Genomic DNA, 25,609 nt, shown 5'->3' on the forward strand with positions numbered 1-25,609 from the left:
GCTCTTCGCATATCTCCGCTCTTCGCAGAAAGAGACGGGCCCCAGCCGAAGCCGGGGCCCGTCCGCCTGGCGGCCTTACTTGGTCAGGTCGCCGAACTGCGAGCTCTCGAAGGTGTTCGAGTTGTCCGCGTTGTACTTGTAGATCGAGATGTACGCCTGGCCGGGGTCGCCGTTCTTCTGGAACGAGATGGGGCCGGACTGACCCTGGTAGTGGATCGACTTGCCGTCCTTCAGGGCGTCGGCACAGGCGGAGAACGTCTTGCAGTCGGTCGACCCGTGGGTGACCGCGCGCAGGTTGTTCTTCAGCGTCGTGCCGTCGGTCGCGCCGCCCTTGAGCGCCGCGAGGGCGAGGACGGTGACCGCGTCGTACGACTCGGGCGCGTAGGACCAGGCCTTGAGCTCGGGGGCTCCGTCCTTCTTGGCCTGGGCCTGCAGCTTCGACTTGAGGTCGTCGGAGGTCTGCACGCCGGGGTTCGTGAACTGCGCGCCCTCGATGCTCGGAACGTCGGCCGTGGTCGGGTCGATCACGCCGTAGTTGCCGTCGGTGCCGTACAGGTTCTTGAAGTCGAAGCCGGCGGTCTTCAGCAGCGGCACGATCTTCTTGATCTGGTCGAAGCTGATCAGCACGAGCGCGTCGGGCTTCGGCGCGAGCACCTTGTTGACCTCGGCCGAGAAGTCGGTCGCGGCCGGGTCGAACGCGACGTCGGTCGCGACGGTCGCGCCCTGGCTCTCGATGGACTTCTTGACGTTGTCGTTCAGGCCCTGACCGTAGGAGTCGTTCTGGTACAGGATGCTGACGTTGGTGTGGCCGTCCTTGGCGACCTTCTCGCCGAGCACCTTGCCCTGCAGGACGTCGGAGGGGGCGTCGCGCCAGAAGTAGCCGTTGTCGAGCTTCTCGTCGGAGAGGTCGGGCGAGGTGTTCGCCGGCGAGAACTCCAGCACCTTCGCGCCGGAGATCTGCTTGATGACCGTGAGCGTCACCGACGACGACTCGGCGCCGATGATCGCGTCGACGTTCTGCGCGAGCAGAGCCGTGACGGACTGCGTCGCAATGTTGGTCGTCGTGTCGCCGGAGTCCTTCTGCGTGATGGTGAGCTTGATGCCCTTGTCGGCTTTGTTGATCTCGTCGACGGCGAGGTTGGTCGCCTCGATCGCGGGCGGGCCCAGGGTCGCGAGGCTGCCGGTCTGGGGCAGGATCGTGCCGATGTTGAGCGTCAGGTCCTTCGAGCCGGAGGAAGAGGACGTTGACGGACTGGACGAGCAACCGCTGAGGACGAGGGCGACGGCCCCAGCGGTGGCGATGGCTCCGACGGCAAGACGCCGGGAGTGCGAGCTGCGCATGCTGCTCCTTCGGGGAATGTGTGCGTGACCGACGAGGCGCATAAGACGCCCCGTTGCGTGGTCACGCTATGCGCACAAATGGGCAACGGTGGTTCCATGACGTTACGGTCGTGTAACGGCACGCCGCGATCGACGCGAGGCACGGAGCAGATCGACGGTGAGCAACACGAGCGCGATCCAGATCACGGCGAAGCCCACCCAGCGGCCCGGCTCCATCTGCTCATGCTCGAAGAACACGCCCACGGCGAACTGGAGAATGGGCGCGAGGTACTGCAGCAGCCCGAGGTAGACGAGCGGCAGGCGGCGGGCGGATGCTGCGAACAGCAGCAGCGGCACAGCCGTGACGACGCCTGCGAGCACGAGCAGCACCACGTTCCCGGTGCCGGCCGTTCCGAGGACGATTCCGCCGGTCGCGCCGACGAAGATCAACTCGCCGACAGCGACCGGCACGAGCCACGCCGACTCGAGGGTGAGCCCGGACAGAGCGTCGACCTCGCCGCCCACCTGCTTCTTGACGAATCCGTAGATTCCGAACGAGAACGCGAGGGTGAGGGCGATCCACGGGACGGCGCCGTACGAGAACGTCAGCACCACCACGGCGACGACGCTGATGCCGACGGCGATCCACTGCAGGGGGCGCAGCCGCTCGCGCAGCACGAGGACGCCGAGGAAGACGGTGACGATGGGATTGATGAAGTAGCCGAGGGATGCCTGGACGACCTGCCCCGAGGTGGCGGCGTAGACATAGGTCTGCCAGTTGATGAAGATCAGCACGCCGGCGCCGGCCAGCGTGAAGAGGATGCGTGGGCGCCTCGCGAGCTCGCCGAGCCTGCGCCAGCCCCCGATGAGCGAGAGCGCGATCGCGCAGAAGCCGAGCGAGAAGACGATGCGCCAGGCGACGATCTCGAAGGGCCCGGTGGGCGCGAGCAGGATGAAGTAGAGGGGCAGCAGGCCCCAGAGCACGTAGGCGCCGATGCCGAAGAGCAGACCGCTGCGCGTCGGGGTGTGCTGCGGGTCGACCATCTCACCACGCTACGGGCTCTCGCGCGGGTGCCGTGACCGTTGCAGGAGTCCACCTGCAAAAAAATGGAGCCCGGGCGGTTGCCCGGGCTCCACGGTGTTGCTCGTCTTTAGCGGACCAACGCGGTCGCTGACTTCGTCAGCGGACCACTACAGCCAGCACGTCGCGGGCCGACAGCACGAGGTACTCCTCGTTGTCGTACTTGACCTCGGTGCCGCCATAGCGCGAGTAGATGACGCGGTCGCCGACGGCGACGTCGAGCGGAACGCGGTTGCCGTTGTCATCGATGCGACCGGGGCCGATCGCGACGACCTCGCCCTCCTGCGGCTTCTCCTTCGCGGTGTCGGGGATCACGAGACCCGACGCAGTGGTCGTCTCTGCCTCGACCTGCTTGATCACGATGCGATCCTCGAGCGGCTTGATGGAGACCGACACGGTAGACCTCTTTCTTGTACGGTGTAATCCAAGACATGGGTTAGCACTCTCATACCGAGTGTGCTAAGCCGAGTCTAGGACCCCGGCTGGCACTCCTGCAAGGCGAGTGCCAAATGTGAATCCCAGTGACTTAAGACGTGAGCAGGTGAGCAGGTGAGCGGATGCTTCGCGAAGAGCTCGTCGAACTGCTGAGCCCCGAGGGCCTCACCCTGCTCGACTCGCTGCCGCCGTATGAGTCGCAGCGCGACGTCATGAAGCTGGTGGCCTCGCTGCGCGCCGACGGCCACTCCCCCGCCCTCGTCGCGGCCGTGCTGACGCAGGCGAAGCTGCGCGCGAAGGCAGGCGGCCCCGGCGGGAAGTTCGGCGAGTTCGCGGGCCGCATGCTGTTCACCGAGGCCGGCCTCGAGCAGGCGACGCGGCTCGCCGTCGCGGCGCGGCACGCGGTGCGGTACCGCGACGCCGGCATCCACCGGGTCGCCGATCTGGGCTGCGGTATCGGCGGCGACGCGATGGCGCTCTCCGCCCTGGGGCTCGAGGTCACGGCGGTCGACCGCGACGAGGTCACGGCCGCGATCGCGTCGTACAACCTCGCGCCGTTCCCTGACGCGACCGTCGAGCAGGGCGACGCCGAGTCCTTCGACATCGCCCGCGTCGACGGCCTCTGGCTGGACCCGGCGCGCCGCACGGCTGGTCACAGCGACACCCGCCGGCTCACGGATTCCGTGGACTGGTCGCCGTCGCTCGACTGGGTCTTCAACGCCGCGAGCCGGATGCCGGTGGGCGTCAAGCTCGGCCCCGGCTTCGATCGCGAGCTGATCCCCGGCTCCGCCGAGGCGCAGTGGGTGTCGTTCGGCGGCCAGGTCGCCGAGCTCGTGCTCTGGTTCGGGTCCCTCGCTCGCCCCGGCATCACGCGCGCCGCCCTCGTCATCGGCGGTTCGGGCGCACACGAGCTGACGGCGCCGGCCGATAGCGATGACGAGCCCGTCGGCGAGCTCGGCGCATTCCTCTACGAGCCCGACGGCGCCGTCATCCGCGCCCGCCTGATCGGCGACCTCGCGCGCTCGCTCGGCGGGCGCATGGTCGGCGACGGCATCGCGTACATCACCGCCGACGAGGCGCGACCGACGCCGTTCGCACAGTGCTTCCGCATCATCGAGCGGCTGCCGTACCACGAGAAGGACCTCAAGGCCGAGCTGCGCTCGCGCGGCATCGGCACCCTTGAGATCAAGAAGCGCGGCGTCGACGTCGACCCGGCGAAGCTGCGCACCCGTCTGGCGCTCAAGGGGAAGGCATCCGCCACCCTGATCCTCACCAGGGTGGCGGGCCGTCACACCGCGCTGCTCGCCGAGCGGCTGCCTGTTCAGAAATCGGAGTTGTAGCTGTACCCGCCGCTGTGCGACGAGGCGATCACCGAGAACACGATCACGAGGATCACGCCGATGATGAACAGGGCGAGTGAGATGATGCCGATCCAGACGCCGGCGAGCGCCAGCCCCCTGCCCTTCTCACCGGTGCGCTTGATCTGGTTCAGGGCGACGAAGCCCAGGATGATGCCCACGATCTGGCCGATGAAGTAGAGGAACACCACGCCCGCGGCCGAGAAGATGATCGCGAGGATGGCGGGCACGTTCCAACGCCCCGCGGCGCTGCCCGGGGTGCCGTACGGGCTGTAGGCCTGCTGACCGGGGGCGCCGTACGGCGGAGGGGGCGGCGCGTAGCCCGTCGGCGGCGGCACGGCTCCGGCGGCCGGCTGCGGCGGCGCGTACTGCGGCTGCTCATACTGCGGCGCCGCGTACTGCGGGGCAGGCGGAGCGCCGAGATCGGATGCCGGAAGCGGCGGCGCCACCGGAGGAACCGGCGCCTGCTCGCCCGGGGTGTACGCGCCGGGAACCGGCGGCTCAGGGGTCACCGGGGCGGGCGGCGTGTACGAGGCCGGGGGCGCGGGCGGGGCCGGGGGCGCCGGCGGCTCGTAGCTCGGCGGAACCGGAGGAGCGGGTGGCTCGAACGACGGCGGAGCAGGCGGTGCGGGCGGCGCCGGTGGGTCGAACGAGGGCGCCGACGGAGGCTCTGGGGCGCTCGGCGTCTCGGGCGCTGTGGGCGGCTCCGGCGGGACGATCGAGGGCGACTCGGGCTCGAAGGGCTCCGGCGCCGGAAGGCGCTCGGGTTCGGCCGGGGCCGGGGGCTCGGACGGCACGAGGGGCGTGTCGGGCTCGGCCGGGACCGTCGGCTCGTCGGGCTCCGCGGGAACGCTGGGCTCCTCGGGCTCGGCGGGAATGGTCGGCTCCTGCGGCTCCGCGGGCACGCTCGGCTCCTCGGGCTCGCGGGGAGGAAGCTGTGGATCGGACATGACGCTCCTTCAGTGCGGGCTGAATGCCCGCTGTACGCCCCATGGTCCCAGCGCCTTAAGCGGGTGTCAACGAACCTGGATGTCCGTCACAGGCAGAGTGGAATCCGCGCCGAAGTCGAGCGTCGACGGCTCGTGCCCGGCCATGATCAGCTGCGCCGCCAGTGCTGCGATCATCGCGCCGTTGTCGGTGCACAGCGACAGTGCAGGGATGCGCAGGGCGATGCCCGCAGCCGCGCACCGCTCCGCGGCGACCTCGCGCAGGCGGGCGTTCGCGATGACGCCGCCGCCGAGCAGCAGGCGGGGCACGCCACGATCGAGACAGGCGTTGACCGCCTTTGTGACGAGCACGTCGACGACCGCCTCACGGAAAGAAGCAGCCACGTCAGCCGTGGGGACCGGCTCCCCGGCATCCGTTCGTTGCTCCACCCAGCGCGCCACGGCGGTCTTGAGCCCAGAGAAGGAGAAGTCGTAGCGGTGCTTCGCGAGGTCCTTCGGCAGCGACAGCCCGCGCGGGAAGCGGATGGCGTTCGGGTCGCCGCCCGCCGCCGCGCGGTCGATCTGCGGACCCCCGGGGTACGGCAGCCCGAGGATGCGCGCGACCTTGTCGAACGCCTCGCCCGCCGCGTCGTCGATCGTCTCACCGAGCAGCTCGACGTCGCTCGTCAGGTCGCGTACGTGCAGCAGACTCGTGTGGCCCCCGCTCACGAGCAGGGCGATGGTCGGCACCTCGACCGGGTGACCGGGGCCGCCCGTCGCGTCGAGCACGTCGGCGCCCACGTGCCCGACGAGGTGGTTGACGGCGTAGAGGGGCTTGCCGAGCGCGACGGCGAACGCCTTCGCCGCGCCGACGCCGACCATGAGCGCGCCGGCGAGTCCCGGACCGCTGGTGACGGCGATCGCGTCCAGCTCAGCGGGAGTGACGGATGCCTCGGCCAGCGCCGCCTCGATCGCCGGACCCATCGCCTCGAGGTGTGCGCGCGCAGCGACCTCGGGCACGACGCCGCCGTAGCGGGCGTGCTCGTCCATGCTGCTCGCGATCGTGTTGCTGAGCAGGCGGGTGCCGCGCACGATGCCGACGCCGGTCTCGTCGCAGCTCGTCTCGATGCCGAGCACGAGGGGTTCGGTGCGGTTCATAGTGTTGCTTTCATCACGAGCGCGTCCACATCATCCGGCTGGTAGTACCCCTTGCGCACGCCGATCTCCTCATACCCGAAGGAGCGGTAGAGCGACTGCGCGACGGGGTTGTCGACGCGCACGTCGAGGAACATCTCGCGCACGCCGCGGCGCTGCGCCTCTTCGTGCAACTGCCGCATGAGCTCGCGGCCGAGGCCGCGGCCGCGAGCGCCCTCGGCGAGTCCGATGGTCTGCACGTCGCCGTCGTGGCCGCCGGGCAGCGAGAGCAGGCCGACATAGCCGACGACCTCGGCCGGGGCATCCGATCTCTCCACCACGAGATAGAAGGTGTGGGGGCTTTCGAGCTCGGAGCGCCACAGGGCCTCTGGCCAGGCGTCGTTCTCGAAGATCACGGACTCGAGTGCCGCCAGCCGGTCGAGGTCGGCGACAGTGGCGCGGCGGATGCGGAAGGAATCCGTCATCCCGTCACCCGCTTCGGGCTGGCCGAAGGCGTGACGTCGGGCGAGCGCAGGTAGAGCGCCTCTCCGCTCGCGAAGGGCCGCTTGTTCTTCCAGGTGTGCTCGGCGAGCAGGCCGAGGGCGGCGGCCGAGACGGATGCCGCATCGAGGCGCGCCGCGTCGGCGTGCGGCAGCGCGTCGGGCTTCGCGAGCCCGGGGCCGTCGGCGCGCACGGGCAGTCCGGCGTCGTCCGTGCCCTCGTAGAACGACCAGTAGAGCTCGCGGCGGCGCGCGTCGGTGACGACCAGCAGCGGGCCGGAACGGCCATCGCGGTAGACGCCGAACGCGATCGCGTCATGGCTGACGAGGTTGACGACGGGCTTCCCAGCGGCGAGCGCGAAGGCCCGCGCGGCGACGATGCCGACGCGCAGCCCCGTGAACGGCCCGGGGCCCATGCCCGCGGCGACGGCGCTCAGCTCGGCAGGGGCGACGCCCGACTCGGCGAGCGCATCGGAGATCAGGCGGCCGATGCGCTCGGCGTGACCGCGGGTGCCTGCATCGGATGCCTCGGCCAGCACGCCCCCGTCGTAGTCGACCACCGCGACCGAGGTGCCGGCCGAGGTGTCGATCGCGAGCAGCATCCTTCAAGGGTATCGGCGCGTGCCCGCGCGCGCCGCGTCGCGAGCACCGACTCCAACGGAAGGGATCGGGGCGCACCCGCGGCGTGTCGCGGCCACTGCGTCGGCGTGTCGCCCGAATCCCTTCCGCACGGGGAAGGATCCGCCCAGGCGGGCCACCGCGCGAGGCGCGCAACTATGGTGAGTCCATGACGACCATCGACCTCAACTGCGACCTCGGCGAAGGGTTCGGCGCGTGGTCGATGGGCGAGGACGACCGGCTGCTCGAGGTGGTCACCAGCGCGAACGTGGCCTGCGGATTCCACGCCGGCGACCCGCAGATCATGCTCGCGACCTGCCGCAGGGCCGCGGAGCTCGGCGTCGCGATCGGCGCGCACGTCGCCTACCCCGATCTGCGCGGCTTCGGTCGCCGCCCGGTTCCGACGACGCCCGACGAGCTCTTCGCCGACGTGGTCTACCAGCTCGGCGCCCTGCGGGCGGCCGCGACCGCGGCCGGCACTCGCGTCGGCTACGTCAAGCCGCACGGCGCGCTCTACAACGTGGCGGTCCGCGATGCCGCGCAGGCGGATGCCGTCGCAGGCGCCGTCGCCGCCGTCGACCCGAACCTCGCCGTGCTGGCGCTGCCGGGCTCCGAGCTCCTGCGCGCGGCATCCGATCACGACCTCCTGCCCGTCGCCGAGACGTACGCCGACCGCGCGTTCCAGCCCGACGGCACCCTGGTGCCCCGCGCGCAGCCAGGCAGCGTGCTGCATGACGTGGACGAGATCGCGGAGCGCGTCGTGCGCATCGCGACTGAGGGCCGCGTGACCGCGATCGACGGCAGCGAGATCGAGCTCGAGGCGCGCTCGGTGTGCGTGCACGGCGACACCCCGGGTGCTGTCATGATCGCCGCGCAGGTGCGCCACGCGCTTGCCGCCGCGGGCGTCGAGCTGAAGCCGTTCGCGTGACGGCGCCGCGCGTGCTGCGGGCGGGCGAGCGCGACGTGCTGGTCGAGTTCGCGACGCTCGCCGAGGCGGTCGGGACGCGCGCGGCGCTGGAGCGCGCGCCGATCACGGGAGTGACGGATGCCGCAAGCGGCGCCCGCACCCTGATGCTGCACTTCGATCCCGGCGTCACGAGCATCGCCGCGATCGAGACCGCGATCGCCGCGCTCGAACCGGCGCCGGCGCTCGGCTCGAGCGCCTCGGCCCCGGTCGAGATCCCCGTCGTCTACGACGGCGAGGACCTCGCCGACACGGCCGCGCTGCTCGGCCTCACGGCCGACGAGCTGATCGCCGCGCACACGGGCCGCGCCTGGGTGTGCGCCTTCGGCGGCTTCGCGCCGGGCTTCGGCTACCTCGTGAGCGACGGCTCTTCGTGGGACGTGCCGCGCCTCGCGACCCCGCGCACGCGCGTACCGGCGGGCGCCGTCGGCCTCGCCGGCGAGTTCAGCGGCGTCTACCCGCGCGCATCGCCCGGCGGCTGGCGCTTGATCGGCCGCACCGAGCTGCCCATGTGGGATCTCGCCCGCACACCGCCCGGCCTGCTCACGGCGGGGACGCCCGTCCGCTTCGTGCAGGTGGGGCCGTGAGCGGGCTCGAGGTCACCGCTGTCGGCCTGCTCGCGACCGTGCAGGACAGGGGACGACACGGATTCCTGGATCAGGGCGTCGGCACCGCGGGCGCCGCTGATCGGGCCTCGGCCGCGCTCGGCACCCGCCTCGTCGCCAACGACGCCGGCGCCGCGGTGATCGAGGCGCTCTTCGGCGGGCTCGGCGTGCGCGCGCGGGGTGCGGTCGAGGTCGCCGTCACCGGCGCGTACTGCCCCCTCACGGTGACGACGGCGAACGGCCGGACCCGCCATGCCGCGATGTACGAGCTCATCGACCTCGCCGATGGCGACGAGCTGCGGCTCGGGGCGCCGACTGCCGGGCTGCGCGCCTACCTCGCGGTGCGCGGCGGCGTCGACGTGCCGCCGGTGCTCGGCAGCCGCTCGTACGACACCCTCGCAGGCGTGGGCCCCGCGCCGCTCGCGGTCGGCGAGGTGCTTCCGGTCGGCGACGAGCCCGCAGGCGACCCCGTGATCGACGCCGTCGCCCCGCCCTGGGGCGAGTCGGGCAACGCCGCGGGCGTGGTGCTCGACGCGCTGCGCGGCCCCCGCGACGGCTGGTTCGCGCCCGACGCGCTGATTGCCCTGCGCACAGAGGTCTTCACCGTCACCCCGGCATCCGACCGCGTCGGCGTGCGGCTCGAGGGCCCGGCGCCGCTCGTGCGCGCCGTCGCGGATGAGCTGCCGAGCGAGCCGATGGCGCTCGGCTCCCTCCAGGTGCCGGCGAGCGGGCATCCGATCATCTTCCTGGCCGATCATCCGGTCACGGGCGGGTACCCGGTGATCGCCGTGCTGACGGATGCCTCGATCGACCGCGCCGCGCAGCTCGCTCCCGGCCGGAAGGTGCGCTTCCGCCTGCGCTGACCCCGGTTGCGCTCAGCCGGGCAGCGCGTCGAGCGCGTCCCACGCGAAGGTCGCGAGCCAGTGCGACGACATGAACTCGTCGGACACCGCGGCATCGAGCCCCGCGGGCAGCAGCCGTGGCGCCGCCGCTTCAAGCAGTTCGATCAGCTCGGCGACCCGGCCCTTGTTGCCGAGCCCCAGCTCGCCGCCGATGCCGTTCGAGCGCAGAGTGACGGCCACGCGCGAGGCGGCGGCCGAGGTCGAGAGCCCGAGTCCGAACAGGTGCACCTGCTGGCCGTCATGCACGTCGAGGACGGAGGCGGGGGCGAGCACGGCCGACGCATCCGTCAGCTCGCTGAAGAACCCGGTCGCCCAGCTCGTGAACTCGTCGGCGCCGAGCACGACCGCCATCAGCTCGGCCTCGGCGAAGCCGGGCGAGAGGAAGTCCTGCCCACTGCGCTCCCACGTGAACGGCCACCCGGTGTCGCGCAGGAACCAGCGGCGCGCGGCATCCGTCACCGCGTCCGCGACGTCGTCGCGGCCCAGCACGTGCGCGGCCTGCAGCGCATGCCGCAAGCCGAATGCGGAGTTGCTGTGCACGCCGTGCCGCACCGGCTCGGGCGTGCGAGCGACCCAGGCGAGCACGTGCTCGAACAGCACCGCGGTGAACGGTTCGAAACCGGGCGCGAGCGTTGCGATCACGGGAACACGCGAGCGCGCGACCGATGCGGCGAGCGCGAGCGCCCAGCCCCAGCCGTACGGGCGTTCGTAGAGCGGATGCCGGCGCAGATAGGCGGCTTCGACCGCGAGGTTCGGCGCGCTCAGGTTCGCGGCGACCGCCGCCCCCAGCCGGTCGGCCAGCGGGAACGACACCCCGAACTCGAGCAGCCGGGTGGCGAGCCAGTGCATGTGCACGCTCGAGTGCCAGTCGTAGGACGAGGCGAAGGCCGGGTGCAGTTCCCCCGGCAGGGCGCGGTCCTCAGCGTCGGCCGTCGTATGGTGCGCGGCGTAGGGGTACGCCTGCGCGAAGTTGTCGAGCACGACGGCCGCGAAGCGGTCGGCGTAGGCGGCTCGAGCCGCTGCGGCATCCGTCACCACTGCATTCCCTCCCAGCGGGGGCCGTAGCCCGTGATCGTCACGGTGCGCGGCTCCTCAGGGGCGTCCTCCGGGTCGAAAGCGTCGCCCGCGCCTTCCGGCCGAGCGATCACCACCTCGAGCCATGACCCCGACGCCGATTCGGACTCGATCAGCCCGCGCCCCCACTCGGCCACCACCACCGACGACTCGTAGTCGATGTCGAGGTCGTCGAGTTCCATCGCATTCCCCAGACGGTATGCGTCGACGTGCACAAGGTCAGGCCCGTCGCCGAGGGCGGGGTGCGTGCGCGCGAGCACGAAGGTCGGCGAGGTGATCGGGCCGCGCACGTTCAGCGCCGCGCCGATGCCGCGCGTGAGCGTCGTCTTGCCCGCGCCGAGCGGCCCGGTGAGCACGACCAGGTCGCCCGCGCGCAGCCGCGCCCCGAGCTCGCGCCCGAGCGCCTCCATGGCCTCGGTGCCCGCCACGGACCTGCTAGACATGCCGCAGCTTCGTCCTGCCGCCGATGCGGGTCACGATCTCCCAGTTGATGGTGTCGGATGCCGTCGCCCAGTCCTCCGCTGTGGGGAACCCGTGCGCCCCGTCGCCGAACAGCACGACGGGGTCGCCGACGGCCACCTCGGTGTCGCCCACATCGACGACGAACTGGTCCATCGCGACCCGGCCTGCGATGCGGTGCACGCCGCCGCCGATCCACACGTGCCCGCGGTTCGACGCCGCCCGCGGAATCCCGTCGCCGTAGCCGAACGGCACGAGCGCGAGCGTCGTCTCGCGCTCGGTGCGATAGGTGTAGTCGTAGGACACCGAGGTGCCGGCCGGCACGCGCTTGACGTGCGCGACGCGGCCGCGCAGCGTCATCGCGGGAGTGAGACCCAGCTCGCGGGCACGCGCCGGGTCCTGCGTCGGCGCAAGTCCGTAGAGCGCGAGCCCGATGCGCACGCAGTCGTATCTGGCGTGCGGCTGGCGCAGCGCAGCGGCCGAGGCGGCCGCGTGCACGAGCTCGGGCCTGAGGCCCGCCGCGCGCGCTGCCGCGACGCCCTCGTCGAACAGGTCGAGGCAGTCGACGTCGTCCTGCAGCGTCGCATTGGAGAGGTGCGTGAACACGCCCGCGACGTGCAGGGCGCCCGTGCGCTCCAGCTCATCCGCGAGCGTGAACGCCTCCTGCCAGTCGGCGTGCGGCAGCCCATTGCGCGACAGCCCCGTGTCGAGCTTGAACTGAACGGATGCCTGCACCGCGCGCCGCCCCGCCGCAGCGGCCATCGCGCGCAGCTGCCCCATGGTCGAGACGCCGATCGACACCCCGGCGGCGACGGCCTCGTCGAAGGCCTCGTCGGGATCGTGCAGCCAGGCGAGGACGGGCGCGTCGATGCCGCCGGCCCGCAGCTCGAGCGCCTCGTCCACCGAGGCGACGCCGAGCCAGTCGGCGCCCCCGGCGAGCGCTGCGCGCGCCACCGGCACCGCGCCGTGCCCGTACGCGTTCGCCTTCACGACGGCGATGAAGTGCTCCGTGCCGAACAGCTCGCGCAGCGCGCGCACGTTCGAGGTGATCGCACCGAGATCGACGACCGCCTCGCGGAAGCCGACGTCGGCGAGCGTGCCCGGCTCAGGCATCCGTCGTCCCTGCGATCGATCCGGCACCCGTGACCGGTCCGTCGCCCTCGGCCACCACGAACGCCGCCGCGACCCCGCCGTCGTGCGTCAGCGACAGGTGCAGCCGGCTCACGCCGTGCGACGCGACGACCTCGGCGACGCCCCCGTGCAACCGGAATCCGGGGTCGCCGTGCTCGTCGGGAACCACCTCGATGTCGGTCCAGACGAGGCCGTCAGAGCGGCCGAGGGCCTTGATCAGCGCCTCCTTCGCGGCGAACCGCGCGGCCAGCGAGTGAACAGGCAGGGCGCGTTCGCTCACGGCGAACAGCCGCTCGAGCAGCCGGGGCGTCGCCGCGAGCTTCTCCGCGAAGCGGTCGAGCCCGACGACGTCCACCCCGATCCCCGTGATCATCGCCGCATCCCCGCTATTCGACCGTGACCGACTTCGCGAGGTTGCGCGGCTGGTCGACGTCGAGGCCCTTGGCGGTCGCCAGCTCGAGCGCGAACAGCTGCAGGGGCACGACGGCGATCAGCGGCTCGAAGAACTTGCCGGCGAGCGGCAGCGCGATCACCTCGTCGGCGAAGGGCAGCACCGCGGCATCCGCCTGCTCGGCGATGGCGATGACCCGCGCGCCGCGCGCCCGGATCTCCTGGATGTTCGAGATCACCTTGCGGTGCATCTCCTCGGAATGGCGCGGGCTCGGCACGAGCACGAACACCGGCAGGCCCGGCTCGATCAGGGCGATCGGGCCGTGCTTGAGCTCGCCGGCGGCGAAGCCCTCCGCATGGATGTAGGCGAGCTCCTTGAGCTTGAGCGCCCCCTCGAGCGCGATCGGGTAGCCGACGTGGCGCCCGAGGAACAGCACGGCGGAGGCGCTGCCCATCCAGTGCGCGAGCTCGGCGACGCGCTCGTGCTCGCCGATCGCGAAGCGGATCTTCTCGGGCACCGCGAGCAGCTCGTCGAGCATCTCGCGCCGCTCGCCGAGGCTGAGCGTGCCCTTGACCCTGGCGAGGTGCAGGCCGAGCAGGTACAGGGCGGTGATCTGCGCGACGAACGCCTTCGTCGACGCGACGGCGACCTCGGGCCCGGCGTGGGTGTAGAGCGCGGCATCCGACTCGCGCGGAATCGTCGCACCCTGCGTGTTGCAGATCGAGATGGTGCGGGCGCCGAGCTCGCGCGCGTGTTTGACGGCCATCAGCGTGTCCATCGTCTCGCCCGACTGGCTGATCGAGACGACGAGCGTGTTCGGCCCGACGACCGGGTCGCGGTAGCGGAACTCGTGGGCGAGCTGCACGTCGACGGGCACGCGGGCCCACGTCTCGATCGCGTAGGTGCCGACCTGGCCGGCATAGGAGGCGGTGCCCGCCGCGACCACGATGATGCGGTCGACGTCGCGCAGCGCCTCCTCGCCGAGCGCCGCGAGCTCGGGCACGAGCACGTCGCCGTCGTGGATGCGCTCGCGCAGGGTGTCGGCGACCGCCTCGGGCTCCTCGGTGATCTCCTTCAGCATGAAGCTCGACCAGCCGCCCTTCTCCGCCGCCGAGGCGTCCCACTGCACCTCGAAGGGCTCGAAGGCGACCGGGGTGCCGTCGAAGTCGGTGACCGTCACGGAGTCCGGCGTGATCACGACCATCTCGTCCTGCCCGATGGCGACCGCGCGGCGGGTGAACTCGATGAACGCGGCGACATCGCTGCCGAGGAAGTTCTCGCCCTCGCCCAGGCCGATCACGAGCGGGGAGTTCCGGCGGGCGGCGACCACGACGCCCGGCTCGTCCCGGTGCACGGCGAGCAGGGTGAAGGCGCCGTGCAGGCGCTTCAGCACGGTGCGGAAGGACGCGCGCAGGTCGTGCGTGCGGGCGTACTCCACCCCGAGCAGCTTGGCGGCGACCTCGGTGTCGGTCTCGGAGTCGAATGCGACGCCCTGCGCCAGCAGCTCGGCCTTGAGGTCGGCGAAGTTCTCGATGATCCCGTTGTGGATGAGCGCGAGCTTCCCGTCGTCGCCCAGGTGCGGGTGCGCGTTCACGTCGGTCGGGCCGCCGTGCGTCGCCCAGCGGGTGTGCCCGATGCCGGTGACGCCTGCGGCGAGCGGATGCTGCGCCAGCTCGTCCTGCAGCATGCCGAGCTTGCCCGCCTTCTTCGCGGTGTGCAGCTCGCCGTCACCGCCGATCACGGCGACCCCCGCCGAGTCGTAGCCGCGGTACTCGAGCCGCTTGAGGCCGCCGAGAAGGACACCGACCGTGTCACGCGAGCCGACGTATCCGACGATTCCACACATGGGCCTCAGTCTAGAAGGGCGCGCCTGAGCGGCCGGGGCATCCGTGCCCCGACTCATCTCCATGCTCCTGACTAAGCTGGGCGATCGTGACAGACAACGGCGGCTCCCCGGCGCTGACGCCGTTCGTCGAGCTCTCCCGCGCGGACTGGTCCGAGCTCGCCCGCAGCACCCCGCAGCCCCTCTCCGAGACGGAGGTCGTGCAGCTGCGCGGCCTCGGCGACGTGCTCGACATGCACGAGGTGGCCGAGGTCTACCTGCCGCTGTCGCGCCTGCTGAACCTCTACGCCGCCGGCACCCAGCACCTGCACCGCGCGACCAGCGACTTCCTCGGCGAGCGCGCCGCGCGCACCCCGTTCGTCATCGGCGTCGCCGGATCGGTGGCGGTCGGCAAGTCGACGGTGTCGCGCCTGCTGCGCGAGCTGCTCTCCCGGTGGGAGAACACACCCCGGGTCGAGCTGATCACGACCGACGGATTCCTGTACCCGAACGCCGAGCTCGAGCGCCGCGGCCTCATGGGCCGCAAGGGCTTCCCCGAGTCGTACGACCGCCGCGCGCTGATGCGTTTCGTCACCGATGTGAAGTCCGGGGTGCCCGAGGTGCGCGCACCGTTCTACTCGCACCTCAGCTACGACATCGTGCCGGATGCCCAGATCATCGTGCGCCAGCCCGACATCCTCATCGTCGAGGGCCTCAACGTGCTGCAGTCGCCGGCAGCCGGCAGCCTCGCGGTCAGCGACCTGTTCGATTTCTCCATCTACGTCGACGCGGCGACGAAATCGATCGAGCACTGGTACGTCGAGCGCTTCCTGCGCCTGCAGCAGGGCGCGTTCGCGAACCCGCAGTCGTACTTCCACCGCTATTCGAGCCTCACCGAGGACCAGGCGGTCGCGGTCGCGCACGAGATCTGGAAGGGCATCAACGAGCCGAACCTCATCCAGAATGTGCGGCCCACCCGCAGCCGCGCCAAGCTCGTGCTGCGCAAGGGCCCGGAGCACAAGGTGTCTTCAGTGCTCCTGCGCAAACTGTGATGCCAGAGTTGTACTCGTGACTGATTTGAGCCCCCTCCGCGAGCGCGTCGAAGCGCCGCACCGGCTGGCGGCGCCGATCCACCCCGACGTCGCGCTCTGGCGCCCGCTCACGCACGACGACGTGCCGGCGCTCGCCAGGCTGCACCGGCTCGCCGACGCGATCGACCACCCGGAATGGACCGTCCCCGAAGAGGACCTGCGCGACGAGCTCGGCCGTGCGAACCTCGATCTCGCACACGACACGATCGCCGCGGTGACGGATGCCGGCGACATCGTCGCCTATGGCATGAACCTGCTCGACGAGCACCCCGTGACGCTGCTGCGCGTCCTGCTGAACGGCGCCATCCACCCCGACGTCCGTGGGCGCGGCATCGGGCGGGAGCTCCTGCAGTGGCAGCGCGGCCGGGCGCAGCAGCAGCTCGCGGCATCCGATCTCCCCCTGCCCGGCTGGATCATCAGCTGGCAGTCCGCAGGCAACGGCAGCGGCGTCCGCCTCGGCGAGCTCCTCGGCTTCCGCCCCGCCCGGTACACCGCGACACTGGTGCGCGACCTCGCGGCGCCGATCGAGAGGCGCGAGACGGATGCCTCGGCCCTGCTCGTCCCGTGGAGCGATGCGCTCTCGGCCGCGGCCCTGGAGGCGCACCGCGCCGCGTTCCGGGACCACTGGGGCTCGCAGCCCATCTCGGACGACGCCTGGGGCAACCTCACCTCGCCGCCGTACTTCCGCCCCGATCTGAGCTTCCTCGCCGTCGCGGCCGATGCCCCAGAGACCGTCGTGGGTTACACGGTGACCTCGGTGTTCGAGCACGATTTCGCCCTGCAGGGCTATTCGAGCTCGTACATCGGGCTGGTCGGCGCGCGCCGCGAGTGGCGCGGCAAGGGCATCGCCTCCGGCCTGCTCGCCCGGGTGCTTGCCGCGTCGCGCGACGCAGGGCTCCAGAAGGCGGTGCTCGACGTCGACACCGAGAACCCGACAGGCGCGCTCGGCCTCTACGAATCTCAGGGCTTCCGCCCCACGGGAAGCCGTCAGGTCGCGCTGGTGCTCACGTACTGACTCGCGCGGCATCGCCGCGTCTCAGCGCGGCACTCCCGGAAGTGTGCGCGCCCCCGGCATCTGCGCCCGCGAGCGGGAGCACACGTGTCGGGCGGAGGCGCAGAACGCGAGGCTAACCGGCGGTGGACGCGAGTTCTTTCTTCACCACATCCGCCAGACGCTGCGCGTAGCCGAGTGCGGCGTCGTCGTCGGCCGCCTCGACCATGACGCGGATCATCGGCTCGGTACCGCTCGGGCGCAGCAGCACGCGGCCCGCATCGCCGAGCTCGGCCTCGACGGCGGCGACGGCCGCGGCGACGACCTCATTGCCGGCGAGCCCGTCGCGGTCGACGCCGCGCACGTTGATGAGCTCCTGCGGGAACACCCGCATGACGGAGGCCAGCTCGGCGAGCGATTTCCCCGTGCGGGCCATCTCGGACAGCAGGGTGAGCCCCGTCAGCGCGCCATCGCCGGTGGTCGCGAACTCGGAGAGGATGACGTGACCCGACTGCTCACCGCCGATCGCGTAGCCCTCTTCGTTGATCTTCTCGAGCACGTAGCGGTCGCCGACGGCGGTCGTCACGACCTCGATGCCGTGCTCGGCCATGCAGCGATGCAGCCCCAGGTTGCTCATCACTGTGGCGACGAGCGTGTCCTTCCTGAGCTTGCCGCGATCCTTCAACGACAGCGCGAGGATCGCCATGATCTGGTCGCCGGAGACCTCGTTGCCGTCGGCATCGACGGCGAGGCAGCGGTCGGCGTCGCCGTCGTGGGCGATGCCGACGTCGGCGCCCGCCTCGAGAACGGCACGCTTCAGGTTGTCGATGTGCGTCGAGCCGACGCCGTCGTTGATGTTGAGCCCGTCGGGGTCGGCCCCGATCAGGGTGACTTTGGCGCCGGCGAGCGTGAACGCCTCCGGCGAGGTTGCTGCCGCCGCGCCGTTGGCGGTGTCGAGGACGACGTGGATGCCGTCGAGGCGATGCGGCAGCGACTCGATGAGGTGGACGATGTAGCGGTCCTCGGCATCCGCGAAGCGGCGGATGCGACCGACGTCGCCGCCGGTGGGCGTCCACTTGCGCTGCGTGATCGCCGCCTCGATGCGGTCCTCGACGACGTCGGGCAGCTTGGTGCCGCCGCGGGCGAAGATCTTGATGCCGTTGTCGGGCGCGGGGTTGTGCGACGCCGAGATCATCACGCCGAAGTCGGCGGCGATGTCGGAGATGAGAAAGGCCGTCGCGGGGGTCGGGATCACCCCGGCGTCGAGGACGTCGACGCCGGAGGATGCCAACCCGGCCGCGACGGCCGAGACGAGGAATTCGCCGGAGATGCGGGGGTCGCGTGCGACCACCGCAGTGGGGCGCTTGCCTGCGGCGCGCCGGGCATCGGCCTCTCGGCCGGTGCCCAGCACGATCGCCGCCGCCTGTGCGACGTTCAGGGCCAGCTCGGCCGTGAGCACGTCGCCGTTCGCAAGACCGCGAACGCCGTCTGTTCCGAAGAGGCGGGGCATTGCAGGGCGCCTGCGTCTCGGGCGCTTAGCGCTTCGAGAACTGCGAGGCCTTGCGGGCCTTCTTGAGACCGGCCTTCTTGCGCTCGGTGACGCGCGCGTCGCGCGTCAGGAAGCCGGCCTTCTTCAGGGCGGCACGGTTGTTCTCGCGGTCGATCTCGTTCAGCGCACGGGCGATGGCGAGGCGCAGCGCGCCGGCCTGGCCCGAGGGGCCGCCGCCGGTGATGCGGGCGACGACGTCGTACGAGCCGACGAGCTCGAGCACCTTGAACGGGTCGGTGATCAGCTGCTGGTGCAGCTTGTTGGGGAAGTAGTCCGCGAACTCACGGCCGTTGACCGTGATGGTGCCTGCACCGGGGATGAGGCGGACGCGGGCGATGGCCTCCTTGCGGCGACCCACGGCGGCACCGGGGACGCTCAGCACGGGGCGGGGGGCGACGGCGGCCTCTTCGGCCGGGGTCTCGGTCGTGAAGCTCTCGGGAGCCTCGTCGATCTGGTCAGCGATCTTTGCCACTTGATTCAGTCCTTAAAGTCTGTGAGGTCCGGCGCTTACTGAGCGACCTGCGGGAAGGTGTACGGCTTCGGCTGCTGGGCCGCGTGCGGGTGGACGTCACCCGTGTAGACCTTGAGCTTGCCCAGCTGCTGGCGGCCGAGCGAGTTCTTCGGCAGCATGCCGCGGATCGCCTTCTCGACGGCGCGGACCGGGTTCTTCTCGAGGAGCTCGGCGTAGCCGACGGCCTTGAGGCCGCCCGGGTAGCCGGAGTGGCGGTACGCCTTCTTCTGCAGGGCCTTCTGGCCGGTCAGGGCGACCTTGTCGGCGTTGATGATGATGACGAAGTCGCCCGTGTCGATGTGCGGGGCGAACGTCGGCTTGTTCTTGCCGCGAAGGATCGCGGCGGCGTGGCTGGCCAGGCGGCCGAGCACCACGTCGGTGGCGTCGATGACGACCCAGTCGCGCTGGATCTCGCCGGCCTTGGGGGTGTAGGTGCGCGTCACAGGAGTAACTGCTTTCTGTCGGAGTTGGATGGTCGTGAATCCCGCTCGGTTCGGGTGTTGTGTTCGGATCGAACAGAACGCCGCGGTTGGAGGGCTCAACTTCGGGTGCGTGCGCAGGCACACGGCACCAAAGGTCAAGCTTACCGGAGCCGCAGGCGACCGGCAAACCGACGGCAGCCGAACAGCGACCCAACTGTTCACCGCCCGGCCACCCGGGGGTGCGGTGGCCGTTCACCGAGACCGTCGGAGGCCGACCTAGCTTGGCCGCATGCCTCGCCAGACCGTCGTCGCCGTGATCCCGGCGCGCGCAGGCTCACGCGGCGTCCCCGACAAGAACGTGCAGCTCGTCGGCGGCGTTCCGCTCATCGCCCGCGCCGTCGCCTCCGCCCGGGCCGCAGAGCTCATCGATGTCGTCACCGTCTCCACCGACGGTGCCATGATCGCCGCGGCCGCCCGCGACGCCGGCGCCGAGATCGTCGACCGCCCCGCGCGACTCGCCGATGACACGGCAACGAGTGAATCCGCACTGCTGCACGCCCTCGATGTGCTCGATGCGCGCGGCATCCGCGCCGACGTCCTCGTCTTCATCCAGGCCACGAGCCCGTTCATCGACCCGGCCGACCTCGACTTCGCCATCACGCGCATCCTCACCGACGAGAGCGACGTCGTGCTCGCGGCCGCAGAGTCGCACGCCTTCCTGTGGCGCATGACGGACGCCGGGGCGGTGGCGATCAACCACGATGCGTCCTTCCGACCGCGCCGTCAGGACCGCGAGCCGCAGTACGTCGAGACGGGCGCCTTCTACGTCATGCGCGCGTCCGGCTTCCGCGCCGCCGGTTTCCGCTTCTTCGGCCGCATCGGCATCGCCGTCACCGACGAGCGCCATTCGCTCGAGATCGACACCCCCGACCAGCTCGCCCTCGCGGACGCGCTGGCGGCACAAGCCCTCACCACGAAAGGCCACTCATGACCGTTCACATCGGCGAACACCCCATCGGCGCGGGGCACCCCGTCTACGTCATCGGCGAGATCGGGCTGAACCACAACGGCGACGTCGAGATCGCGAAGCAGCTCATCGACGTCGCGGCGGATGCCGGAGCCCAGGCCGTCAAGTTCCAAAAGCGCACGCCCGAGATCTCGACGCCGGAGCACATGAAGAACACCCCGCGCTCGACGCCATGGGGCGACATGACCTACCTCGAATACCGCTATCGCGTCGAGTTCTCGCGCGAGCAGTACATCGAGATCGGCGACCACGCCACGATGCGCGGCCTCGACTGGTTCGCCTCTCCGTGGGACGTGCCGTCCGTCGCCTTCCTCGAAGACCTCAACGTGTGCGCGTACAAGGTGGCCTCGGCATCCGTCACCGACCTCGAACTGCTCGACGCCATGGCGGCGACCGGCAAGCCCGTCATCCTCTCGACGGGCATGTCGACGCTCGCCGAGATCGACGCGGCCGTCGCCCGCTTCGACCGCGACCGGCTCGTGCTGCTGCACGCGACCTCGACGTACCCGCTGCCCGCCGACGAGGCGAACCTGCGCATGATCGACACGCTCGCCGCCCGTTACGCCGGCGTCCCGGTCGGCTACTCGGGGCACGAGCCCGGGCTGCAGATCTCGATCGCGGCCGTCGCGCTGGGAGCTGTCGCGGTCGAGCGCCACATCACGCTCGACCGCACCATGTGGGGTTCGGACCACGCCGCGTCGCTCGAGCCGCACGGCCTGCAGAACCTGGTGCGTGACATCCGCATCATCGAGCAGGCGATGGGCGACGGCGTGAAGCGCGTGTTCCCCGGCGAGGAAGCCCCCAAGGCCAAGCTGCGGCGGGTCGGGGCCTAGCTTGGCGCCCACTTCCGCGAGCAGGCGGATTCTCGGAATCATCGACTCCGACTCCTATGCGAAGTGGGGCGCGTCGCTGCTCGCGCAGCTCGGCCTCGGCTGGTCCGTCGAGCTCGTGCGGGTCGTGTCCCGGTTGGCCGCGAGCGACGCGCAGCTCGCGTTCGCGCTCGCCGGCACCGGATTCCGACCGGATGCCGCGCCGAGCGCCTCCCTGGGCGAGATCATCGACAGGCTGAACGCCGGAGGTCACGACGCCGTCTTCGTCTCCACGAGCGGCGCCGTCGCCGAGGCGGTCATCACCGAGATCACGCAGCGGGTGAGGCCGCGCCCCGTCATCATGACGGGTCTGCCCGGCATCTCGACCCCCGCGAAGTACAAGGGGCTGTTCCGGCGCGCCCAGGCCGACCTGTTCGTGCTGCACAGCCACCGCGAGATCCGCGAGTACCGAGACCTGGCTCAGAAGCGCGGGGTGCCGCACGAGTTCGTGCTCGCGACGCTGCCGTTCCTTGAGCACCACGAGCCGGTTCCCGAGTGGTCGGGCGAGCGTGACAGCATCGTCTTCGCGGCGCAGCCGGGCGTGCCGCAGACACTCGCTGAGCGCCGCACGCTCGTCGACCGGCTCGTGCAGACCGCGGTCGCACACCCCGGGCTGCGCGTCGTCATCAAGGTCCGCGCCCAGGCCGGCGAGCGCCAGACGCATCGCGAGCGGCATCCGTACGCCGAGCTGGTGCCGCAGAACGCCCCGCGCAATCTGGTCGTCGAAGGCGGATCGATGGTGTCCCACCTCGCACGCGCCGTCGGCTTCGTCACGGTCAGCTCGACCGCGGCGATCGAGGCGATCGCGGCCGGCGTGCCGAGCCTCGTGCTTACGGATTTCGGCGTCAGCGGCGAGCTCATCAACGAGGTGTTCGTCGGCAGCGGGCTGCTCGGGCCGTCCCGCGATCTCATCGCCGGCCGCTTCCACGAGGTCGACCCGCGTTGGAGGAGCGACAACTACTTCCACCCCGCGGGCGAGAACACGTGGCAGACGCGGCTCGAGGCGCTGGCCGCCCTGCGCGACGCCGAGCCGCTGCCTCACCGACCCGCGAAGCGCCGCAGCCGCGGTGGTCCGCTGCGCCGCGCATGGGACCGCAAGCGCGCCTTCGGCTCCTACGACCACTCGCCGCTCGGCTATGCCGCCGCGGCCATCGGCTACCCCGTGCTCGCCCTGCGGCACCGGCTCGTTGCGCTGCGCGACGGAATGGCGGCGTCCTCCGCCGCGCCGGCGGAGGACGAGCAGCCGGTGGAATCCGCCGAGCCGATCAGAGCTCCCGCCGCGCGCGGGTAGCCTCTGCACGCGCCGCGAGCTGGTCATCGGCCGGGTAGCCGACCTCGGTGAGCGTCAGCCCCTTGGCCGGCATCACCTTGAACGCACTGGTGCGTTCGCCGACGTCGAGGATCAGCGCGAGATCGGATGCCGCGAGCCGCCCCTCCCCCACGGCGACGCAGCCCCCCACGAGCGCGCGGACCATGCTGTGGCAGAACGCGTCCGCCTGCAGCGCGGCCACGAGCACCCCCGCCTCGTCGCGGCGCCAGTCGAAGCGCTGCAGCGTGCGGATCGTCGTCGCCCCCTCACGCGGCTTGCAGTAGGCGGCGAAGTCGTGCAGCCCGATGAGGCTCTGCGCCGCACGGTCCATGGCGTCCACGTCGAGGGCGGCCGGCCACCACACGGTGCGGTGCCGCTGCGACGGATCACGCGTCTCCTGACGGTCCGCGACACGGTATTCGTAGCGCCGCCACACCGCCGAGAAGCGCGCGTCGAAGCCGGCGGGGGCGAGGCCGCCGCGCTTCACCACGACGTCGGTGCTCGAGCCGAGGATGCCGTTCAGCCGGTAGGCGAGCGCCGTACCGGCATCGGCGGCCTCGCCGCCCGGGACACGCACGTGCCGCAGGGCGTTCAGCTGCTCGTGGTCGAGATCGAGGTGCACCACCTGGTCGGCGGCGTGCACGCCGGCATCCGTTCGCCCCGCCACGACCAGCGTGGGAGCGGGTGGGGTGCGGCGGAACAGCTTCGCGAGCGCGTCTTCGAGCACGCCCTGCACCGTGCGCAGGCCAGGTTGCCGCGCCCAACCGCTGAAGTCCGTGCCGTCGTAGGCGACGTCGAGCCGGACGCGGGTGAGATTCTCGGCGGCGCTCATCGCCCCCAGCGTATCGGCGCACCACGCCACGCCGGTCGTCGCAAAAGCGCGCTTCACTCGAGCTTTCCGCGCCTTTCTGCCGACCTGGCTCACCCCGGAAGGAGCTCGCCGGCGACGTAGAGCCACGCACCATCGACGCGCTCGAAGCGGCTGCGCTCGTGCAGCACGCCGCGCTCGGCACCCTGCCGCCAGACGGCGCGGAACTCGACCGCGCCGGCGGTGTCGAACGGCCCGCCGCCCGCCGTCTTGAGAATGTCGAGGCGGCGCCAGACGACGTCGGGCTCGGCTTCGATCGACGCCGGCCGGGTGGACGGATGCCAGGACGCGAGCACGTACGCCGTGTCGCCCAGCGCGAAGGCGCAATAGCGGCTGCGCATCAGCTGCTCGGCGGTCGCCGCGCGGCGCTCGCCGGCGTGGATGGGGCCGCAGCATTCCCCGTAGCTCAATCCGCTGCCGCACGGACAGCGGTCTCCGGCATCCGTCACGCCTTCATCATCGCCCCGCGGACGGTGCGTGCGCCAGATATGCAGAACGCCCCCACCTGTTCGGTGCGGGGCGTTCTGGCGAGCGCGGCGAAGGAAGCCGGAGTTACTCGGCCTTCTCCTCAGCGGCGGGCGCCTCGTCGGCAGCGGCCTCGGTCTCCTCAGCAGCAGCCTCGGTCTCCTCGGCGGGAGCCTCAGCGGCCTCGGCCTCGTCGGCGACCTCAGTCTCCTCAGCGGCCTCGGTCTCGACGACCTCGGCCTCCTCCTCGGCGGCGGGCTCCTCAGCGGAAGCCTCAGCCGGCGCGGCAGCGGCCGGCTTGGCCTTCTTCGCTTTCGGGGTGACGGGCTCGAGGACGAGCTCGATCACGGCGAGAGGCGCGTTGTCGCCCTTGCGGAAGCCGGTCTTGACGATGCGGGTGTAACCGCCCTCGCGGTCGGCGACGAGCGGGGCGATCTGCGTGAACAGCTCGTGCACCACCGACTTGTCCTTGATGACGGCGAGCACGCGACGGCGGGCGTGCAGGTCGCCGCGCTTCGCGAAGGTGATCAGGCGCTCAGCGATCGGGCGCAGGCGCTTGGCCTTGGCCTCGGTCGTCTGGATCGACTTGTGCGTGAACAGGCTGGCGGCCAGGTTCGCGAGGAGCAGGCGCTCGTGGGCGGGACCGCCTCCGAGGCGGGGGCCCTTCGTGGGCTTGGGCATGGTGTTTCTCCGTTAGTAAAGGTGGTTGGTCGAGACGCGAGAACTCAGTTCTCGTCCTCGAAGCCGCTGTAGAAGTGGGCACCGTCGAACCCGGGAACCGAGTCCTTGAGGGACAGGCCCATCTCCGTCAGCTTCTCCTTGACCTCATCCACCGACTTCTGGCCGAAGTTGCGGATGTTCATGAGCTGCGTCTCCGAGAGGGAGACCAGCTCGCTGACGGTGTTGATGCCCTCGCGCTTGAGGCAGTTGTAGGAGCGCACAGAGAGGTCGAGGTCCTCGATCGGCATCGACAGCTCGGAGCTGAGCACGGCGTCGACCGGAGCCGGGCCGATCTCGATGCCCTCTGCCTGATTGTTCAGCTCGCGGGCGAGGCCGAACAGCTCGACCAGCGTGCGACCGGCCGAGGCGATCGCGTCGCGCGGGCTGATCGCGGGCTTGGTCTCGACGTCGACCACGAGGCGGTCGAAGTCGGTGCGCTCGCCGGCACGGGTGGCCTCGACACGGTAGGTGACCTTGAGCACCGGCGAGTAGATCGAGTCGACCGGGATCTGGCCGGCCTCGCTGAACTCGCTGCGGTTCTGCTGCGCCGAGACGTAACCGCGGCCGCGCTCGATGGTCAGCTCGATCTCGAGCTTCGCCTTGTCGTTGAGCGTCGCGATGACGAGCTCGGGGTTGTGGATCTCGACACCGGCCGGAGCGGAGATGTCGGCGGCCGTGACCTCACCCGCACCCTGCTTGCGCAGGTACGCGGTGATGGGCTCGTCGTGCTCGCTCGAGACGACCAGGCCCTTGATGTTCAGGATGATCTCGGTGACATCCTCCTTGACGCCCGGCACCGTGCTGAACTCGTGCAGAACGCCGTCGATGCGGATGCTCGTGACCGCGGCGCCCGGGATGGACGAGAGCAGCGTGCGGCGAAGCGAGTTGCCGAGGGTGTAGCCGAAGCCCGGCTCAAGCGGCTCGATGACGAACCGCGAGCGGAACTCCGAGATCGACTCCTCGGTCAGAGTAGGACGCTGTGCAATGAGCACTGTTGATTCCTTTCGGCTAAGGGTCCGCTATATGACCCTTGCGTGAGTGGAGTTATGGAGTTTTTGAAAAGCTTG

The 25,609-nt window shown here is 70.9% G+C and carries 28 protein-coding genes; 9 read left to right on the forward strand and 19 right to left on the reverse strand.

What is annotated here, in order from left to right; translation table 11 throughout:
- Window positions 1–75 precede the first annotated feature (75 nt).
- The 3 genes from ABD708_RS13110 to groES all read right to left on the reverse strand — a co-directional run bounded on the left by ABD708_RS13110 (window position 76) and on the right by groES (window position 2,797).
- Window positions 76–1,341, reverse strand: coding sequence for an ABC transporter substrate-binding protein (locus ABD708_RS13110; RefSeq protein WP_344755134.1), 1,266 nt, complete (start codon window positions 1,339–1,341; stop codon window positions 76–78).
- A 102-nt stretch (window positions 1,342–1,443) separates the two neighbouring features.
- Complete coding sequence (gene rarD, locus ABD708_RS13115; protein WP_344755136.1) at window positions 1,444–2,364, reverse strand: EamA family transporter RarD; 921 nt, start codon at window positions 2,362–2,364, stop codon at window positions 1,444–1,446.
- 136 nt (window positions 2,365–2,500) lie between these two features.
- Entirely contained in the window at window positions 2,501–2,797 is a 297-nt protein-coding gene (gene groES, locus ABD708_RS13120; RefSeq protein ID WP_344755138.1) for a co-chaperone GroES, read from the reverse strand.
- Window positions 2,798–2,958: 161 nt separating this feature from the next.
- Here groES and ABD708_RS13125 point away from each other — a divergent pair, with 161 nt between their 5' ends.
- Complete coding sequence (locus ABD708_RS13125) at window positions 2,959–4,176, forward strand: class I SAM-dependent methyltransferase (RefSeq protein WP_344755140.1); 1,218 nt, start codon at window positions 2,959–2,961, stop codon at window positions 4,174–4,176.
- Here ABD708_RS13125 and ABD708_RS13130 read toward each other — a convergent pair.
- The 4 genes from ABD708_RS13130 to tsaB form a co-directional block, all read right to left on the reverse strand.
- Window positions 4,158–5,144: a DUF4190 domain-containing protein gene (locus tag ABD708_RS13130; protein WP_344755141.1), complete on the reverse strand. Its 987-nt coding sequence runs from the start codon at window positions 5,142–5,144 to the stop codon at window positions 4,158–4,160. The two genes, ABD708_RS13125 and ABD708_RS13130, sit on opposite strands and share 19 nt — an antisense overlap.
- A 66-nt stretch (window positions 5,145–5,210) precedes the next feature.
- Entirely contained in the window at window positions 5,211–6,278 is a 1,068-nt protein-coding gene (gene tsaD, locus ABD708_RS13135) for a tRNA (adenosine(37)-N6)-threonylcarbamoyltransferase complex transferase subunit TsaD (protein ID WP_344755142.1), read from the reverse strand.
- Window positions 6,275–6,739 (reverse strand): ribosomal protein S18-alanine N-acetyltransferase, encoded by a 465-nt coding sequence (gene rimI, locus ABD708_RS13140; RefSeq protein ID WP_344755143.1) that lies wholly within the window; start codon window positions 6,737–6,739, stop codon window positions 6,275–6,277. Before rimI ends, tsaD begins: the two co-directional genes overlap by 4 nt.
- Window positions 6,736–7,356, reverse strand: coding sequence for a tRNA (adenosine(37)-N6)-threonylcarbamoyltransferase complex dimerization subunit type 1 TsaB (tsaB, locus tag ABD708_RS13145; protein WP_344755145.1), 621 nt, complete (start codon window positions 7,354–7,356; stop codon window positions 6,736–6,738). The genes rimI and tsaB overlap by 4 nt, the downstream gene beginning before the upstream one ends.
- Window positions 7,357–7,541: 185 nt before the next feature.
- Between tsaB and ABD708_RS13150 the strand changes: the two genes are divergently transcribed.
- Genes ABD708_RS13150 through ABD708_RS13160 form a run of 3 tightly spaced genes read left to right on the forward strand, consistent with a single transcriptional unit; the run spans window position 7,542 to window position 9,804 of the window.
- The gene (locus tag ABD708_RS13150; RefSeq protein WP_344755147.1) at window positions 7,542–8,300 is read left to right on the forward strand and encodes a LamB/YcsF family protein; all 759 of its coding nucleotides are present in this window, start codon (window positions 7,542–7,544) and stop codon (window positions 8,298–8,300) included.
- Window positions 8,297–8,923 carry a 5-oxoprolinase subunit B family protein gene (locus ABD708_RS13155; RefSeq protein ID WP_344755149.1) on the forward strand — a complete coding sequence of 209 codons (627 nt, stop codon included), beginning with the start codon at window positions 8,297–8,299 and terminating at the stop codon, window positions 8,921–8,923. Before ABD708_RS13150 ends, ABD708_RS13155 begins: the two co-directional genes overlap by 4 nt.
- Window positions 8,920–9,804 carry a 5-oxoprolinase subunit C family protein gene (locus tag ABD708_RS13160; protein WP_344755151.1) on the forward strand — a complete coding sequence of 295 codons (885 nt, stop codon included), beginning with the start codon at window positions 8,920–8,922 and terminating at the stop codon, window positions 9,802–9,804. The genes ABD708_RS13155 and ABD708_RS13160 overlap by 4 nt, the downstream gene beginning before the upstream one ends.
- A 12-nt stretch (window positions 9,805–9,816) precedes the next feature.
- On the opposite strand, the gene ABD708_RS13165 is transcribed toward ABD708_RS13160, so the two are convergent.
- Genes ABD708_RS13165 through glmS form a run of 5 tightly spaced genes read right to left on the reverse strand, consistent with a single transcriptional unit; the run spans window position 9,817 to window position 14,744 of the window.
- Window positions 9,817–10,878: a DUF2891 family protein gene (locus tag ABD708_RS13165; RefSeq protein ID WP_344755153.1), complete on the reverse strand. Its 1,062-nt coding sequence runs from the start codon at window positions 10,876–10,878 to the stop codon at window positions 9,817–9,819.
- On the reverse strand, window positions 10,875–11,360 hold the full coding sequence (tsaE, locus tag ABD708_RS13170; protein WP_344755155.1) for a tRNA (adenosine(37)-N6)-threonylcarbamoyltransferase complex ATPase subunit type 1 TsaE: 486 nt from the start codon (window positions 11,358–11,360) through the stop codon (window positions 10,875–10,877). Before tsaE ends, ABD708_RS13165 begins: the two co-directional genes overlap by 4 nt.
- Complete coding sequence (gene alr, locus ABD708_RS13175; RefSeq protein WP_344755156.1) at window positions 11,353–12,489, reverse strand: alanine racemase; 1,137 nt, start codon at window positions 12,487–12,489, stop codon at window positions 11,353–11,355. Before alr ends, tsaE begins: the two co-directional genes overlap by 8 nt.
- The gene (locus tag ABD708_RS13180; RefSeq protein ID WP_344755157.1) at window positions 12,482–12,880 is read right to left on the reverse strand and encodes a holo-ACP synthase; all 399 of its coding nucleotides are present in this window, start codon (window positions 12,878–12,880) and stop codon (window positions 12,482–12,484) included. Before ABD708_RS13180 ends, alr begins: the two co-directional genes overlap by 8 nt.
- A gap of 13 nt (window positions 12,881–12,893) precedes the next feature.
- Window positions 12,894–14,744: a glutamine--fructose-6-phosphate transaminase (isomerizing) gene (gene glmS, locus ABD708_RS13185; protein WP_344755158.1), complete on the reverse strand. Its 1,851-nt coding sequence runs from the start codon at window positions 14,742–14,744 to the stop codon at window positions 12,894–12,896.
- 86 nt (window positions 14,745–14,830) lie between these two features.
- Here glmS and coaA point away from each other — a divergent pair, with 86 nt between their 5' ends.
- Window positions 14,831–15,772 carry a type I pantothenate kinase gene (coaA, locus tag ABD708_RS13190; protein WP_344755160.1) on the forward strand — a complete coding sequence of 314 codons (942 nt, stop codon included), beginning with the start codon at window positions 14,831–14,833 and terminating at the stop codon, window positions 15,770–15,772.
- A 16-nt stretch (window positions 15,773–15,788) separates the two neighbouring features.
- Window positions 15,789–16,826, forward strand: coding sequence for a GNAT family N-acetyltransferase (locus ABD708_RS13195; RefSeq protein ID WP_344755162.1), 1,038 nt, complete (start codon window positions 15,789–15,791; stop codon window positions 16,824–16,826).
- Window positions 16,827–16,938: 112 nt separating this feature from the next.
- Here the strand turns inward: ABD708_RS13195 and glmM are convergent, their stop codons facing one another.
- From glmM to rplM, 3 genes are read right to left on the reverse strand one after another with little or no spacing between them, the layout of a single operon-like run.
- Window positions 16,939–18,312, reverse strand: coding sequence for a phosphoglucosamine mutase (gene glmM / locus ABD708_RS13200; RefSeq protein ID WP_344755164.1), 1,374 nt, complete (start codon window positions 18,310–18,312; stop codon window positions 16,939–16,941).
- A gap of 25 nt (window positions 18,313–18,337) precedes the next feature.
- Window positions 18,338–18,823 (reverse strand): 30S ribosomal protein S9, encoded by a 486-nt coding sequence (rpsI, locus tag ABD708_RS13205; protein ID WP_344755166.1) that lies wholly within the window; start codon window positions 18,821–18,823, stop codon window positions 18,338–18,340.
- A 35-nt stretch (window positions 18,824–18,858) separates the two neighbouring features.
- Window positions 18,859–19,305, reverse strand: coding sequence for a 50S ribosomal protein L13 (gene rplM / locus ABD708_RS13210; protein WP_344755168.1), 447 nt, complete (start codon window positions 19,303–19,305; stop codon window positions 18,859–18,861).
- A gap of 268 nt (window positions 19,306–19,573) precedes the next feature.
- On the opposite strand from rplM, the gene ABD708_RS13215 reads away from it, so the two are divergent.
- The 3 genes from ABD708_RS13215 to ABD708_RS13225 are packed head-to-tail and all read left to right on the forward strand — an operon-like array spanning window position 19,574 to window position 22,471.
- Window positions 19,574–20,275 (forward strand): acylneuraminate cytidylyltransferase family protein, encoded by a 702-nt coding sequence (locus ABD708_RS13215; RefSeq protein WP_344755170.1) that lies wholly within the window; start codon window positions 19,574–19,576, stop codon window positions 20,273–20,275.
- Window positions 20,272–21,144 carry an N-acetylneuraminate synthase family protein gene (locus ABD708_RS13220; protein ID WP_344755172.1) on the forward strand — a complete coding sequence of 291 codons (873 nt, stop codon included), beginning with the start codon at window positions 20,272–20,274 and terminating at the stop codon, window positions 21,142–21,144. The genes ABD708_RS13215 and ABD708_RS13220 overlap by 4 nt, the downstream gene beginning before the upstream one ends.
- 1 nt (window position 21,145) lies before the next feature.
- Entirely contained in the window at window positions 21,146–22,471 is a 1,326-nt protein-coding gene (locus ABD708_RS13225) for a DUF6716 putative glycosyltransferase (protein WP_344755174.1), read from the forward strand.
- Here the strand turns inward: ABD708_RS13225 and truA are convergent.
- The 4 genes from truA to ABD708_RS13245 form a co-directional block, all read right to left on the reverse strand.
- Window positions 22,446–23,321, reverse strand: coding sequence for a tRNA pseudouridine(38-40) synthase TruA (truA, locus tag ABD708_RS13230; protein WP_344755176.1), 876 nt, complete (start codon window positions 23,319–23,321; stop codon window positions 22,446–22,448). The two genes, ABD708_RS13225 and truA, sit on opposite strands and share 26 nt — an antisense overlap.
- 89 nt (window positions 23,322–23,410) lie before the next feature.
- Window positions 23,411–23,806 carry a YchJ family protein gene (locus ABD708_RS13235; protein ID WP_344755178.1) on the reverse strand — a complete coding sequence of 132 codons (396 nt, stop codon included), beginning with the start codon at window positions 23,804–23,806 and terminating at the stop codon, window positions 23,411–23,413.
- A 103-nt stretch (window positions 23,807–23,909) separates the two neighbouring features.
- A complete protein-coding gene (gene rplQ, locus ABD708_RS13240; protein ID WP_344755180.1) occupies window positions 23,910–24,503 on the reverse strand; it encodes a 50S ribosomal protein L17 in 594 nt (197 codons plus the stop codon).
- A gap of 44 nt (window positions 24,504–24,547) precedes the next feature.
- Entirely contained in the window at window positions 24,548–25,534 is a 987-nt protein-coding gene (locus ABD708_RS13245) for a DNA-directed RNA polymerase subunit alpha (RefSeq protein WP_344755182.1), read from the reverse strand.
- Between the last annotated feature and the right edge of the window lie 75 nt (window positions 25,535–25,609).

It is taken from the genome of Gryllotalpicola koreensis (genome assembly GCF_039538185.1).
In the GTDB taxonomy this organism is placed as follows: domain Bacteria; phylum Actinomycetota; class Actinomycetes; order Actinomycetales; family Microbacteriaceae; genus Gryllotalpicola; species Gryllotalpicola koreensis.